The following is a 14,690-nucleotide window of genomic DNA, read 5'->3' on the forward strand; positions in this document are numbered from 1 at the left end:
CAATAAGTGGGTTGTAAACTGGATGAGAAAGCGCTACTCACCTGCATGGCATATGTCGATTTAAATCCAATACGAGCCGATATCTGCCAGCACATCGAAGAGCAAGAATTCACCTCGATTTATGAGCGCATACAGCAATTTAAAGCAAAACAAGATGCCCATCAGGTAACCAAATCCGAGCTGTTACCTTTTGAACGTCAATTTGATTCACGCCAGCCCCATGAAATACCGTTCTATTTTGAAGAGTACCTGCAATTAGTAGACTGGACAGGGCGAGCCATTCATGATGATAAGCGTGGCTATATCCCCACCCATCAACCAAAGCTTTTGCACGAGCTGGGCATAGAGCAAGATAGCTGGCTGCAACTTGTCAGCCACTTCAGCCGTAGCTTTGGTAGCGCTGCGGGCAGCTGGGAACACCTCACCATGGAGTAACAGGACACCCATCTCTTTTTGCGCTAACTCACGTTCTGAGCCATAGTTAATAAACCACTTATTGAGCAGGATGTGGCCATGACTTTATCTCGCGAGCAGTTGATTTGCCCTGAATCAACGCCTTACTATCATGTCACCAGCCGCTGCGTGCGTCGCGCTTTTTTATGCGGCATCGACCACTACACCCAGCAAAGTTACGAACATCGTAAGCCTTGGCTGCTGGATAAAATTAAACAACTCGCCAGTATTTTTACCATAGATATCTGTGCTTACGCCATTATGAGTAATCATTACCACCTGATACTACACATTAATTTAGCTGATAACCGTGATTTATCGGATGTTGACGTCGTGGAGCGCTGGCAGCAATTGTTTGCTATGCCCATGTTGGTAGATGATTGGAGAGTAGGGAAAGAGCAAAGCACTGCTGAGCAAGAAGTCGTTGCAGAGCTGATAGAAAAATGGCGCAGCCGCCTTAAGGACATCAGCTGGTTTATGCGTTGTTTAAACGAAGATATCGCCCGCAGAGCCAACCAAGAAGACAAGTGCAAGGGCCATTTTTGGGAAGGGCGATTTAAAAGCCAAGCCTTGCTGGATGAGAAAGCGCTACTGACCTGCATGGCTTATGTCGATTTAAATCCAATACGAGCCGATATCTGCCAGCACATCGAAGAGCAAGAATTCACCTCGATTTATGAGCGCATACAGCAATTTAAAGCAAAACAAGATGCCCATCAGGTAACCAAATCCGAGCTGTTACCCTTTGAGCGCCAATTTGATGTACGCCAACCCCATGAAATCCCATTCTATTTTGAAGAGTATCTGCAATTAGTAGACTGGACAGGACGCGCCATTCGTGATGATAAGCGTGGTTACATTCCCGCAAATCAACCAAAGCTTTTGCAAGAGCTGGGCATAGAGCAAGATAGCTGGCTGCAACTTGTCAGTCATTTTAGCCGTAGCTTTGGCAGCGCTGCCGGCAGTTGGGAGCACCTCACAGCACATAGCATCCGAACAGGCCACTGCTGGACCCGCGGTCAAGCAGCATGTAACCGACTGAGTGGATTTGGATAATATTTTCCAGCTGCATAAGCTAACTGCATCACTTGCTTAACAGGCAGGATTGCTCACACCTAAAAATCACACATCAACTCAAGACTAGGTCTTTCTAACAACATGTTAGCCTAACCTTCCATCCATTAATGAATCAGCAGTGAATCTTTAAAGCAGATCTAGCCTTTTTCGCTGCCTTTTTGCGCCATCAAATAGCTTGTTTATTTAGATGGCTGTCCGTTATTTGTTGACTTGTCAGTCATTTTAGCCGTAGCTTTGGTAGCGCTGCAGGCAGCTGGGAACACCTCACCGCACATAGCATCCGAGCAGGCCACTGCTGGACCCGCGGCCAAGCAGCATGTAACCGACTGAGTGGATTTGGATAATATTTTCCAGCTGCACAAACTAACTACGTAACTTGCTTAACAGGCAGGATTGTTCACACCTAAAAATCACACATCAACTCAAGACTAGGTATTTCTAATAACATGTTAGCCTAACCTTCCATCCATTAATGAGTCAGAGGCGAATATCTAAAGCAGACCTAGCCTTTTTCGCTGCCTTTTTGCGCCATCAAATAGCTTGTTTATTTAGATGGCTGTCCGTTATTTGTTGTCGGTATTTGTTGCGCCCGAAATCTATCCACATACAACCCTAAATTGTTTTCAAAAAAACTTAGAGTTGCATCAGCTATGTCAGGTGACAACTCTAGATCCTCAAGGCAAAACAAATTTGAAGCGGAATCGACCCCTATAATTTCAATTACATCAATAACTGTAAGTTCTAAATGGCCAACGGACCCTTCTCCTAGTGGCAGTGAATCGTTTGAGAGCACTACTACCTCTCCTTTTTTTGGCACTTCAGCAACCCACACTTTACCTGATATACTAGCGTATGCTTCTGGGATGAAAACCGAAAAGTCTATTGCAATATCCATCTTATTTACCTTATTTCAACGGGCCTTTAGGCACATACAAAGAACTCGATAAAGCAATTTCTGCTGACATATCAGAGTAACAGGACACCCATCTCTTTTTGCGCTAACTCACGTTCTGAGCCATAGTTAATAAACCACTTATTGAGCAGGATGTGGCCATGACTTTATCTCACGAGCAGTTGATTTGCCCTGAATCGACGCCTTACTACCATGTCACCAGCCGCTGCGTGCGTCGCGCTTTTTTTATGCAGCATCGACCACTAGACTAAATAGCGGACACCCACCAAAATAGCCTGAACATAATATGCTAAACGACCTGCCACAGACAGAGCTATATTCAAAATGACGCGATGATGCCAGCTTATGCCAAGCCGGCTATTTATTTTGATTATTAGGTAGCCGCAAGTTCAATGTCGAATACTCAGTGAACCCACTCAGCCGATTGCATGCTACTTGTCCGAGCCTCGGCCACCCACCAAAATTGATGCAAATCATGACTAAGGTAAACCCCTATTGCGAACAGATCTCGTTTATGCGATTTTGTCGCTATTGCAATTTTGGGGATAACAGCATGAGTAATAGCGTTCACGTCCACGATATTTTAAACCTGATGGAAGCTTCTCAAGCCACTTACACTAACGAGACGTTAGCCACGGCATTACATCAAGCATTTGGCGCCGATGCTAAGTATCGCAGCTGTAAGGTTCAAGGTATGAGTGCGCAAGAAGCCATTGAGTTTCTAAAGCACAAAGGCAAGTTTGAAGGCAGCGAGACCGAGTTTAAAAAAGCGCCGGGCCACTGCTGTTCACATCATTAAGCACTTCTAATAACCCAACGACAGCCCTCACGGCTGTCGTATTTGTTTTAATCTCTTCTAACTCACCTAAACATACCAATAGCTAACCACGGCCGACACACCCGAGACACTGCACAGGGTTAACGACATATAACGGATCTGCTGTTTTGAAAACAGGTGATTGGTTTTTCGCGCTAGGTAATACCCCGCCATACAAGCGGGGATCAGCGGCAGGGTCAACTCAACATGATGCCAGCTTAAATAGCCTGCGCCGCCCTGAACCAGTAACGACAAAATTGAGCTGACCACAAAAAAGGCAGAAAGATTGGCGCGAATGGCATTCGCCTCGGCGTGTTGTAACAACAAGGCCATGGGCGGCCCACCAATGCCAGCACTGGTGCCAAACAGGCCGGAAAAAAATCCCGCCACGGCTAAGCGATTTGGCGTGGGCTGGATCCTAACCGGCAACAAGCTAATGAGCACAGCGGCCATCACCGACAAACCGATAAGCAAGGTGAGCTGAGCGCTATTGACCCAAAGCAGCACCACACCGCCGGCCAAGGAGCCCGGCACCCGCCCCACCAGCGCATAGAGTAAACCTTGCAATGAGAAGTTCTGGCGATATTGCCAAGCATTAAACAGCGACAAAATCAGGCCAATGATGGTGATGGGCGCAGGCACATAATCAATGGAAATAAAAATCAATATAGGCGCGGTTGCGATGGCCAAGCCAAAGCCGGTGGCCGATTGAATAAACGAGCCCATGATGATCACAGCCATGGCCAGCAGGATCTCGGGCGAAAACACACTTTCCATTATTAATTACCTTAAATAAACAAAAAGCCCCAAGCAACCAAGGCTACTCGGGGCATATCTTTACAATCAAGCTGTGCTTAAGTTAGCCACAGCATGACTCAGATAAGGCTATTTCGCTTATGCTTGTGGACGCATATGCGGGAACAATAATACGTCTTTGATTGATGGGCTGTCGGTGAAGATCATCACTAAACGGTCGATACCGATACCTTGGCCCGCTGTTGGCGGCAAGCCAAATTCCAGTGCCGTAATGTAGTCTTCATCGTAGTGCATGGCTTCATCATCGCCGGCATCTTTTTCTTCCACTTGCTTGCGAAAACGCTCGGCTTGGTCTTGCGCATCGTTAAGCTCAGAGAAACCGTTAGCCAGTTCACGACCACCAATAAAGAATTCAAAACGGTCGGTAATGAAATCATTTTCGTCGTTACGACGTGCCAGTGGCGACACTTCCCATGGATATTCGGTGATGAAGGTTGGCTGGATCAATAGATGCTCAGCGGTTTCTTCAAAGATTTCACACAATACGCGACCTGGGCCCCATACATCTGGGTTTTCAGGGAACTTAACACCGACTTGTTTCGCGTAAGCTTTTAGTTGCTCAAAGTGACCTTGTGGGTCGCGGATCACGGCTTCGTCAAACTCAGGGTTGTGCTGTAGCACTGCATCAGCCATAGAGATACGCGCAAAAGGTTGACCAAATTCGTAAACCACTTCTTCAACCACATTACCTTCGGCATCTTTTTTGGTGTTAACAACCGAGGTAGTGCCGAGGATATCTTGCGCTAGGGTGCGCAGCATATCTTCCGTTAGGTTCATCAGGTCTTTGTAATCGGCATACGCTTGGTAGAATTCAATCATGGTGAATTCAGGGTTATGACGTACGCTTAAGCCTTCGTTACGGAAGTTGCGGTTGATTTCAAACACGCGCTCAAAACCGCCCACAACCAAACGCTTTAGGTATAGCTCAGGTGCGATACGTAGGTACATATCGATATCTAAGGCATTGTGGTGAGTCACAAATGGACGCGCACTCGCACCGCCTGGGATCACCTGTAACATAGGTGTTTCCACTTCCATGAAGTCACGTTCAGTTAGGAAACGGCGGATACCGTCAACCACTTTAGAGCGGATCTTAAAGGTATCGCGGGTTTCTTGGCTCATCATTAAATCGATGTAGCGCTGACGGTACTTAGTTTCTTGGTCAGCTAAGCCGTGGAACTTCTCAGGCAATGGACGCAGTGACTTAGTGAGCAATTGGTATTGCGCCATATCCACGTACAAGTCGCCTTTACCAGACTTATGCAATGGGCCTTTAACACCGATAATGTCACCGATATCCAGTTGACCGTACTTGGCTTTTAGCTCTTTTTGCACATTTTTGTCGGCATAAGCTTGAATGCGGCCTTTCATGTCTTGTAACACAAGGAAAGGACCCCGTTTAGCCATAATACGACCCGCAATAGCTACCTCATGGCCCGCTTCGGCGAGTTCTTCTTTGCTTAGCTCACCGTATTGCGCTTGTAAATCCGCCGTATAATGCTCACGGTCAAAGTCATTCGGGTGACCATTGGCTGGGCAGTTTTCGCGGATCTGATCTAATTTGCCGCGTCGCTCTGCAATCAGTTTGTTTTCGTCTTGTACTTGTTCAGTCATGTGTGCTTCTCAAAGTTATTAAAGGCCAGATTTCAAGCTAGCTTCTATGAATTTATCTAAATCACCGTCGAGTACCGCTTGGGTATTGCGGTTTTCAATCCCTGTGCGCAGGTCTTTGATGCGCGAATCATCTAATACGTAAGAGCGGATTTGGCTTCCCCAACCGATATCAGACTTATTGTCCTCATTGGCTTGTTTTTCTGAGTTTTGCTTTTGCAGCTCATACTCGTATAACTTCGCCTTAAGTTGTTTCATCGCCTGATCTTTGTTCTTATGCTGCGAACGGTCGTTTTGACACTGCACCACAATATTGGTGGGCACGTGGGTAATCCGCACCGCTGATTCGGTGGTGTTGACGTGCTGACCACCCGCGCCCGAAGCACGGTAAACGTCAATGCGTAAATCAGCAGGGTTAATATCCACGGCGATATTGTCGTCAATTTCAGGGTAAATAAATGCCGAAGCAAATGACGTATGGCGACGGCCGCCGGAATCAAATGGCGATTTGCGCACCAAGCGATGCACGCCGGTTTCGGTGCGTAGCCAACCGTAAGCATATTCACCTTGAAAGCGAATAGTGGCACTTTTGATGCCCGCTACTTCACCTTCAGAGACTTCAATCAGCTCGGTTTTAAAGCCATGGGCTTCGCCCCAACGTAAATACATGCGCAGTAACATGCTGGCCCAGTCTTGGGCTTCGGTGCCACCAGAGCCAGCTTGTAAATCCAAGTAACAATCACTGGCGTCATGGTCGCCAGAAAACATACGACGAAACTCCAGCACTTCTAATTTGGCTTCCAAATCAGCTAGTTCGGCTTTGGCTTCATTGAAGGTTTCTTCGTCTTCCGCTTCAACGGCCAGTTCAACTAGCCCAGCCACGTCTTCGAGGCCGGCTTCCATGGTATCGATGGTTTCAACCACGGCTTCAAGGCTGCTGCGCTCTTTACCCAGCCCTTGAGCACGCTCAGGCTCATTCCAAACTTCTGGCGCTTCTAGTTCGCGGGATACTTCTTCAAGGCGTTCTTTCTTAGCCTCGTAGTCAAAGGTACCCCCTAAGAAGCTCAGTCCGCTCAGACAGCTCCTTAATTAAATTATTTACTGGATTGACTTCGAACATGGTTTTACTCGAATTGGTTTTAAAAAATAGGCGCAAAATTTTACCTGAAAGCGACATCAATAGACAGCCACTTTAGACAAAATCCTTAACGAGAAAGGATCTTTTTTCGCCTCACTACGTAAAACTTAAAAATTCGACCAAGATGAAAGTAAATCACTCAGTCAACGGTCTATTGTTAACAGCATCACATCAAATTAGCGTGGCGATATATGTCCAATAAAATTCACAGTAGTGAAATCACCCCAGAGTCGGTCTACTTAAACCGCCGCCAAATCATCAAGGCGTCAGGCTTGATTGCGGGTAGTGCGCTAGCGCCAAGTACCGCCAATGCCGGCTTTTTTGGCTTGTTTGAAGATGAGCCCGATGTGCCTGAGCAAGCGGTTTATCAGCCCAAGCCCCTCAATATTAGTAAAAAAGTACCCAACAACCTTAATGAAGCGCTTACGCCAGAAAGTAAGGTCACCACCCACAATAACTTCTACGAATTTGGCACCAACAAAGGCGATCCTGCCCATTATGCAAAGGCATTTAACCCCGAGCCTTGGACCATACAAGTTGACGGGGAAGTGGCTAAGCCACAAACCTTTGATATGGAATCGCTGCTCAAACAACATGCCATTGAAGAGCGCATTTACCGTCTGCGCTGCGTTGAAGCTTGGTCTATGGTGATCCCTTGGCTCGGCTTTTCGCTGGCTGATTTGCTTAAGCGCGTTGAGCCTACCTCAAAGGCTAAATACGTTGCGTTTCAAACCCTTTACGATCCAGAGCGGATGCCGGGCCAAGCGTCACGCGGTTTTGGTGGTGGCATCCCTTTTCCTTATGTCGAAGGACTCACTATCGCCGAAGCCATGCACCCACTGACCTTACTCTCGGTCGGTCTTTATGGCAAAACCTTACCGGCACAAAATGGCGCCCCCATTCGCCTTGTCGTGCCTTGGAAATACGGCTTTAAAAGCATTAAAAGTATTGTCAAAATCACCCTGACCGAAAAAGAGCCACCAACCACATGGCAGGTGTTAGCCCCCAACGAATACGGTTTTTATGCCAATGTGAACCCCTATGTTGACCACCCAAGATGGAGCCAAGCCAGTGAACGGCGCATTAGCGATGCCTTTCGCGCCGAGCGGATCGATACCTTGATGTTTAATGGCTATGGTGATGAGGTTGCTCACCTTTACAAGGGGATGGATCTGAGAAAGTTTTATTAACACAGGAGCAAGTCGTTGATAATCAAAACTTGGCTGGTAAAACATATATCACAGTTCAAACTCCTGCTGCATTTGGCTGCCGCCGCACCACTTTGCTGGCTTGCTTGGCAAACTTATACGGAGCAATTAGGCGGCGATCCGGTGCAATACTTAACCCATTTCACCGGTAAAGGCGGCCTTAACTTACTCTTAATAACCCTGTGCGTTAGCCCATTAGCAAAAGCAATGAAATGGGGCTTTTTACTGCAAACACGGCGTCTATTAGGATTGTGGTGTTTAGCCTATGCCCTTATCCATGTCGGCATTTTTTGGTGGCTGGACTTGATTGGTCGAGTGGATTTGCTGCTCAGTGAAGTAATTAAGCGCCCCTATATTAGTTTGGGTGCGTTAGCGCTGATGATTCTTATCGCTTTAGGGATCACCTCATTTAATCACTTAAGGCGACGCATGGGCCGACATTGGCAACGTTTGCACAACTGGGTTTATTTGGTTGCCATCCTAGTGCCAGTCCATTACTACTGGTCGGTTAGATCTGGCCTCACTGAGCCCAGCATCTATATTTTGTTGGCCCTGCTACTCTTGCTGCTACGCTATAGAAAGCTGTTGCACTGGCCCTTAACCAAAGGTATCGGCTAACTGGGTGAGTTTTTTCGCACTTAACTTCAGGCCAGCTAGGCTTTCATTCACCTCATTGGCTAGTTTCACATTCTCATTGGCGCCATCATTTAGGTTATTAATATTGCGATTAACCTCTTCAATGGTCGCGCCTTGTTGCTCACTCGCGGCCGATATTTGCATGGCCAGATCCGAAAGCGCATTCATCTGCTCGCCAATTTCTTCTATCATTTGTTTGTTCGATCCACTGGTTTCCAGAGCCTGCTGCGCCGCTTGTGCGCCGGCTGACATATCTTGCTGCCATTGATGAAGTTTCTTTTGCATCAGTTGAATTGAGCTGCCGATTTCTTCCGTGACCTTATGAGTTCGTGTGCTTAAGTTTCTTACTTCATCGGCCACCACAGCAAAACCTCGGCCCTGCTCACCCGCTCTTGCCGCCTCAATCGAGGCATTCAATGCGAGCAGATTAGTTTGATCCGCGATCCCTAAGATTTCATTCATTAAATCACTGACTTTATCGGCTTCGGCTACCAGAGTGGGTGCAGAATCAGCTGATGCAGCCATTTGATCCGCAAGGGAGCTTATTGTGGTATTGGTTTGCTCCACTTGGATTTGAGTGCCTTGACAATGCTGATTAACTACTGCGATACGCTCACCACTGCTCACTATGGTCTGAGTAATTTCCGCCGTTGCCGTGGACATTTGGTTCATGGCGGCGGCCACTTGCTGCAGTTCAAACGATTGTTTTTCGATTGACTGGGCACTGTGCTGTGCGGTGTTAGATAAGGCATCGGCAACGGATCTTACCTGTTTGGCCGAATCGGCAGTACGACCTAATATGGTGCGCACTTTGGCGGCCAGCAAACCTAAGCTAAATTCGATCACCGACACAGGGCCAAAGCCAGCAAAGACATGACGGGAAACGCTGTCATTTTGCCGCTTTAACTGCGCTATAAACGTCGGCGTATCGACTAACTCAGCCTTGAGGGTAAGGGCCAGCAGCAAGATAAGCACCAAGTTGACGCCACTTAGACTCGCGCCAGATAACCACAGGGGTAAAGTCAATAACGCCAACAAGAGTAGAGTCAAAATAGACCATTTTACTTTGGCGTGCTCAGATAGGTGCCAAGGCAAGGCTTTACCTTCATTGATCCTTTGGTATAACCGGTTGGCTGATGCTTTTTGTTGCTGAGTGGGTAATACCCTTACCGACTGATATCCCGTTACCTTACCCTGCTCTATTATGGGGGTAACATAAGCATCCACCCAATAAAAGTCACCGTTTTTACAACGGTTTTTCACCATGCCTCGCCAATGCTTACCTGCTTTTAAATTCCCCCATAAGTCGGCAAATGCCGCTGAGGGCATATCAGGATGACGCACAATATTGTGGTTTTTCTGATTAAGCTCTTGAGCGCTAAAGCCAGCCACCTCACAAAAGATAGGGTTTGCGTAAGTGATCACGCCTCTGAGATCCGTTGTCGACACTAACTGTTCATCAGCGCCGAACGTCACTTCAGCACCCGCAATTTTAGGCTCTGCCATAGTCCACCCTCGTCAAAACACGCGTTCCTAGATAAAGCATAGACCTAATTTAGTTAATGTTGATACTTTAAACGATAAAGCCCAGCATCGGCTGGGCTTTGTGGTGTTACGCATTTAACACATGACTAAGGCGTAGTTTTTTGTCTTTCGCGTTTACTAAAGATTTTTTCCACTATGACAAAGAACAATGGCACAAAGAAGATGCCTAAGAAGGTAGAGCTCATCATCCCCCCTAACACCGCGGTACCGATGGCGTTTTGGCTACCTGAGCCAACGCCGCTACTGATAGCTAAAGGCACAACCCCTAAACCAAAGGCGAGAGATGTCATCAAAATAGGACGCAAACGAACGCGCACTGCGTGTAAGGTCGCTTCGATTAATCCTGCGCCTTTTTCATAGAATTCCTTAGCAAATTCCACAATCAAGATGGCGTTTTTAGTGGCAAGGCCGACCGTGGTTAACAAGCCGACTTGGAAGAATACGTCGTTAGGTAACCCCCGCCCTTGCATCGCCAATAGCGCCCCAATGATACCTAAAGGCACAACCAAAATAACCGAGAAGGGTACCGACCAACTCTCGTAGAGTGCTGCTAAGACTAAGAACACCACGAGGATCGAAAGGGCGTATAGAAATGGCGCTTGGTTACCCGACAGCCGCTCTTCATATGATAAGCCATTCCATTCAATGCCAAAGCCCGGTGGCAACTGCTGTACCATTTCTTCAAGGATTGCCATCGCATCACCTGTGCTGTAGCCCGGCGCGGTGCCACCTTGAATGTTCATGGCCGGTAAGCCGTTAAAACGCTCGAGACGAGGTGAGCCAAAGTCCCATTGTCCGGTGGCAAAGGCAGAAAATGGTACCATTTCGTTGTTACTGTTACGCACATACCAAGAGTCTAAGTCCTCTGGCTGCATGCGATACTGTGCCTCACCTTGCATGTAGACTTTTTTGACGCGACCGCGATCAATAAAGTCATTCACATAAGCACCGCCCCATGCCGTACCAAGCACACTGTTAACATCGTTGATATTGATGCCCAGAGCACGAAGCTTAGCGTGATCCACATTTATTTCGTACATGGGCGCATCTTCCTGACCATTAGGACGCACACCCACTAGATTTGGGTTTTGCATCGCCATGCCCAGTAATTGATTACGCGCGGCCAGTAAAGCATCGTGACCTTGGCCGTTTTTATCTTGCAGATAAAAATCAAAACCGTTAGCCGTGCCTAACTCAATCACCGCAGGCGGCACAAAAGCAAATACAAAGGCTTCTTTAATTTGTGAAAAGCTCGCCATTGCTCGCCCTGCAACTGACTTAACGTCTAATCCAGGAGCATCACGCTCTGCCCAATCTTTCAAGTTAACAAACGACAGGCCCATGTTTTGACCGCTACCCGCAAAACTAAAACCTGCGACACTGAACACCGACTCCACACTGGCAGCTTCATCTTCAAGAAACACCTTATCAATCTTCTTCAGCACGTCGATGGTGCTTTCTTGAGTCGAGTTAGTCGGCAAGATCACCTGAGTAAACAATACCCCTTGGTCTTCATCCGGCAAGAAAGCGGTGGGCATGCGCAAAAACAGCCACGCCACCACCCCAACAAAGGCCAAGTACAACAGCATCACACGTAGTGAACGCTTGAGGATCCCGGCAACCGTCGACTCATAACGGGCAGTTAACTTATCAAAGCTGCGGTTAAACCAACCAAAAAAGCCGGTTTGAATATGACCATGACCTTTTGGAATGGGTTTTAACATGGTGGCACACAAAGCCGGTGTTAAGACCATGGCGACAAACACCGACAAGGCCATTGCAGATACGATTGTAATCGAGAACTGACGGTAAATAACCCCGGTCGAGCCTGTCATAAAGGCCATAGGCACAAACACGGCCGATAAGGTTAAACCTATGCCCACCAAGGCACCGGTTATTTGGTCCATGGATTTACGCGTGGCTTCCAAAGGGGGGAGCCCTTCTTCTTGCATTACCCGCTCCACGTTTTCCACTACCACGATGGCATCATCAACCAGTAAGCCGATGGCCAATACCATGGCAAACATAGTCAAGGTGTTAATGGAAAAGCCCGTTGCCGACAAAATGGCAAACGTACCCAGCAAAACCACAGGTACCGCGATGGTTGGGATCAAGGTGGCGCGGAAATTTTGAAGGAACAAGTACATGATGATAAACACCAGTACGACCGCCTCAATTAAGGTGTGCACAACCCCTTCAATGGACTTTTCCACAAACGGGGTGGTGTCATAGGGGTATTTTACCTCTAGGCCTTGCGGGAAGAACGGCTTCATTTCTGCTAATTTGGCTTTTACCAGTTCAGCCGTATCAAGGGCGTTAGCACCGGTTGCCAATTTAACCGCCAAGCCTGACGCTGGCATACCGTTATAGTATGACTCTACGGCATAGCTCTCTGCGCCTAATTCAACGCGTGCCACATCACGTAAGTAAACCTTAGCCCCAGAAGTGTCCGCTTTTACAATGATTTGTTCAAATTGCTCAACCGTTTGTAACCGGCTTTGCGCTGACACAGTGGCGTTCAATTCTTGGCCCGGTAACGAAGGTGAGCCCCCTAGCTGACCCGCTGACACCTGAGCATTTTGCTCACGAATAGAGGCCATGATATCTAGGCTAGTTAGGTTATATTGGGTTAGCTTTAACGGGTCTAACCATATACGCATCGCATATTGGGCGCCAAATAGCTGTAATTCACCGACCCCAGCCACACGGCTTAGTGGATCTTGAATATTGGAGGCCACGTAGTCCGAGACGTCATTTTTATCCATCGATCCATCGGCAGACACAAACGCCGCGACCATCAAAAAGCCCGAGCTGGATTTGGCTACATCTACCCCTTGGCTTTGCACCTCTTGAGGTAACAAAGGCATGGCTAAGGACAGCTTATTTTGCACTTGTACTTGCGCAATGTCGGCATCCGCCTCGGCGTTAAACGTTAAGGTAATTTGCGCATTACCGAAGCTATCACTGGTGGAAGAGATATAACGTAAATGGTCTAACCCTGTCATCCTTTGTTCGATAACTTGGGTTACCGTGTCTTCCATGGTCTTTGCCGATGCACCGGGATAAAACGCACTGATAACAATCGTCGGCGGCGCAATACTCGGGTATTGAGAGACTGGTAATCCCTTAATGGCTAAAATACCCGCCAGCATGATTAAAATTGAGATCACCCAAGCAAAGATGGGGCGATCGATAAAAAATCGAGCCATGATATAACCTTATTATTGGGCAACTGAATCAGAGAGAGGCGTTGGATTGACCACTGCGCCAGGGCGAATTTTTTGTAGCCCTTCCACAATAAGTTTATCGCCCGCATTTAAACCACTGGTAATACGCCACTCGTTATTGATAGCCTCGGCCGTGGTAACAACGCGAGGCTCAACCTTGTTATCGGCCCCTACGACCATAGCAACCGCTTGCCCCTTCGAATTACGGGTGATGGCTTTTTGTGGCACCATAATCGCCTGCGGATCACTGCCCGTATTTAAGATGGCGCGAACATACATACCGGGCAATAAAATCCCATCTGGGTTTGGAAACTCAGCGCGTAATGTCACTGAGCCGGTATTTTCATCAACACTCACTTCCGCAAATTGCAAGGTACCAGCATGATCATAAGTACTGCCATCCTCTAGCACTAATGTCACGCTCGCGTTATCCGTTGCTTTTAATTGACCTTCTTTAAGCTTGGCTTTCAAGCGCAACAACTGGGCACTGGATTGGACGATATCCACATTAATCGGGTCGAGCTGTTGTATGGTTGCTAAGGTTTGCGTTTGGTTGGCCGTGACTAACGCACCCGCCGTGACATTAGATTTGCCAATGCGTCCTGAAATCGGCGCTTTCACCTTAGTATATTCAAGGTTGATTTGAGCCGTATTAATGGCCGCTTTCGCTACCGTCACATCGGCTAACGCTTCTTTATAGGCCGCTTGTGCTTCGTCATAGTCTTGCTTACTGATCGAGTTTTTCTTTACTAGGGCCTGATAGCGCGCCGCTTTAGCTTTTGCAGATGCAAGCTTGGCATTGGCTCTCGTTAAATCGGCCTCTGCGCTCACTAGCTCGGCATTATATGTAGCTGAATCAATTTGATATAAAGATTGTCCCGCTGTAACGTTTGACCCTTCCTCAAACGAGCGTTCAATAATGATCCCGCTTACTTGTGGTCTCACTTCTGCAACTAAAAAAGCCTTACTGCGACCGGGTAATTCAACACTAATATCTTGTTCAATCGCCACAATATCAAGCACACTGACGGCAACAGGTGGAACGTCTTTCGGTGTTTCCTGGGTGGCGTTACTTTTATCACAAGCACTCAGCACCACAGTCAAGCCGAGGGCGAAGGCAACTTTAGCTATTTGCCACATAAATACTCCTAGGGAAAATGATAAATAAAATCAAAAAGAAATAATGAATTTAAAAACGATTATATTCCTCATTAATGCCAATATCTACAGTACAAAGCACTATAAAACA

General features: G+C 47.4%; 12 protein-coding genes. 5 read left to right on the forward strand and 7 right to left on the reverse strand.

Annotated features, from left to right (window positions below; all coding sequences use genetic code 11):
- The first annotated feature begins 45 nt into the window (after positions 1-45).
- Together K6Y21_RS05130 and K6Y21_RS05135 are read left to right on the forward strand one after the other, a co-directional pair.
- Positions 46-435 (forward strand): hypothetical protein, encoded by a 390-nt coding sequence (locus K6Y21_RS05130; RefSeq protein ID WP_233070704.1) that lies wholly within the window; start codon positions 46-48, stop codon positions 433-435.
- 78 nt (positions 436-513) lie between these two features.
- The gene (locus tag K6Y21_RS05135; RefSeq protein ID WP_233070705.1) at positions 514-1,509 is read left to right on the forward strand and encodes a transposase; all 996 of its coding nucleotides are present in this window, start codon (positions 514-516) and stop codon (positions 1,507-1,509) included.
- Between the two features lie 565 nt (positions 1,510-2,074).
- Here K6Y21_RS05135 and K6Y21_RS05140 read toward each other — a convergent pair.
- Positions 2,075-2,425, reverse strand: coding sequence for a hypothetical protein (locus K6Y21_RS05140; RefSeq protein WP_233070706.1), 351 nt, complete (start codon positions 2,423-2,425; stop codon positions 2,075-2,077).
- Positions 2,426-2,996: 571 nt separating this feature from the next.
- Here K6Y21_RS05140 and K6Y21_RS05145 point away from each other — a divergent pair.
- Positions 2,997-3,242, forward strand: a complete 246-nt coding sequence (locus tag K6Y21_RS05145) for a YecH family metal-binding protein (RefSeq protein WP_233070707.1) — start codon at positions 2,997-2,999, stop codon at positions 3,240-3,242.
- Positions 3,243-3,308: 66 nt separating this feature from the next.
- Here K6Y21_RS05145 and K6Y21_RS05150 read toward each other — a convergent pair whose 3' ends face one another.
- From K6Y21_RS05150 to prfB, 3 genes are all read right to left on the reverse strand, one after another.
- The gene (locus tag K6Y21_RS05150) at positions 3,309-4,037 is read right to left on the reverse strand and encodes a sulfite exporter TauE/SafE family protein (protein WP_233070708.1); all 729 of its coding nucleotides are present in this window, start codon (positions 4,035-4,037) and stop codon (positions 3,309-3,311) included.
- A gap of 117 nt (positions 4,038-4,154) precedes the next feature.
- Positions 4,155-5,690: a lysine--tRNA ligase gene (gene lysS / locus K6Y21_RS05155; RefSeq protein ID WP_233070709.1), complete on the reverse strand. Its 1,536-nt coding sequence runs from the start codon at positions 5,688-5,690 to the stop codon at positions 4,155-4,157.
- An 18-nt stretch (positions 5,691-5,708) separates the two neighbouring features.
- Positions 5,709-6,807, reverse strand: a protein-coding gene (gene prfB / locus K6Y21_RS05160) for a peptide chain release factor 2 (RefSeq protein WP_233070867.1) whose coding sequence is annotated in 2 segments (ribosomal slippage) — positions 5,709-6,731 and positions 6,733-6,807 — 1,098 coding nt in all. Because the reading frame shifts where the segments join, the coding sequence is not laid out codon by codon here.
- Positions 6,808-7,016: 209 nt separating this feature from the next.
- On the opposite strand from prfB, the gene msrP reads away from it, so the two are divergent.
- Together msrP and msrQ are read left to right on the forward strand one after the other, a co-directional pair.
- Positions 7,017-8,015, forward strand: coding sequence for a protein-methionine-sulfoxide reductase catalytic subunit MsrP (gene msrP / locus K6Y21_RS05165; protein WP_233070710.1), 999 nt, complete (start codon positions 7,017-7,019; stop codon positions 8,013-8,015).
- A 15-nt stretch (positions 8,016-8,030) separates the two neighbouring features.
- Entirely contained in the window at positions 8,031-8,651 is a 621-nt protein-coding gene (msrQ, locus tag K6Y21_RS05170) for a protein-methionine-sulfoxide reductase heme-binding subunit MsrQ (RefSeq protein WP_233070711.1), read from the forward strand.
- Here the strand turns inward: msrQ and K6Y21_RS05175 are convergent.
- The 3 genes from K6Y21_RS05175 to K6Y21_RS05185 form a co-directional block, all read right to left on the reverse strand.
- The gene (locus K6Y21_RS05175; RefSeq protein ID WP_233070712.1) at positions 8,631-10,175 is read right to left on the reverse strand and encodes a methyl-accepting chemotaxis protein; all 1,545 of its coding nucleotides are present in this window, start codon (positions 10,173-10,175) and stop codon (positions 8,631-8,633) included. The two genes, msrQ and K6Y21_RS05175, sit on opposite strands and share 21 nt — an antisense overlap.
- Before the next feature lie 125 nt (positions 10,176-10,300).
- Positions 10,301-13,423, reverse strand: a complete 3,123-nt coding sequence (locus tag K6Y21_RS05180) for an efflux RND transporter permease subunit (RefSeq protein ID WP_233070713.1) — start codon at positions 13,421-13,423, stop codon at positions 10,301-10,303.
- A 12-nt stretch (positions 13,424-13,435) separates the two neighbouring features.
- On the reverse strand, positions 13,436-14,581 hold the full coding sequence (locus tag K6Y21_RS05185; RefSeq protein ID WP_233070714.1) for an efflux RND transporter periplasmic adaptor subunit: 1,146 nt from the start codon (positions 14,579-14,581) through the stop codon (positions 13,436-13,438).
- Positions 14,582-14,690 lie beyond the last annotated feature (109 nt).

The sequence above is a fragment of the Motilimonas eburnea genome, assembly GCF_021295345.1.
In the GTDB taxonomy this organism is placed as follows: Bacteria; Pseudomonadota; Gammaproteobacteria; order Enterobacterales; family CBDFNC01; genus Motilimonas; species Motilimonas eburnea.

Coding starts and splice junctions, on each gene's coding strand:
- K6Y21_RS05130 (WP_233070704.1), top strand. CDS start 46: ATGGCATATGTCGATTTAAATCCAATACGAGCCGATATCTGCCAGCAC.
- K6Y21_RS05135 (WP_233070705.1), top strand. CDS start 514: ATGACTTTATCTCGCGAGCAGTTGATTTGCCCTGAATCAACGCCTTAC.
- K6Y21_RS05140 (WP_233070706.1), bottom strand. CDS start 2,425: ATGGATATTGCAATAGACTTTTCGGTTTTCATCCCAGAAGCATACGCT.
- K6Y21_RS05145 (WP_233070707.1), top strand. CDS start 2,997: ATGAGTAATAGCGTTCACGTCCACGATATTTTAAACCTGATGGAAGCT.
- K6Y21_RS05150 (WP_233070708.1), bottom strand. CDS start 4,037: ATGGAAAGTGTGTTTTCGCCCGAGATCCTGCTGGCCATGGCTGTGATC.
- lysS (WP_233070709.1), bottom strand. CDS start 5,690: ATGACTGAACAAGTACAAGACGAAAACAAACTGATTGCAGAGCGACGC.
- msrP (WP_233070710.1), top strand. CDS start 7,017: ATGTCCAATAAAATTCACAGTAGTGAAATCACCCCAGAGTCGGTCTAC.
- K6Y21_RS05175 (WP_233070712.1), bottom strand. CDS start 10,175: ATGGCAGAGCCTAAAATTGCGGGTGCTGAAGTGACGTTCGGCGCTGAT.
- K6Y21_RS05180 (WP_233070713.1), bottom strand. CDS start 13,423: ATGGCTCGATTTTTTATCGATCGCCCCATCTTTGCTTGGGTGATCTCA.
- K6Y21_RS05185 (WP_233070714.1), bottom strand. CDS start 14,581: ATGTGGCAAATAGCTAAAGTTGCCTTCGCCCTCGGCTTGACTGTGGTG.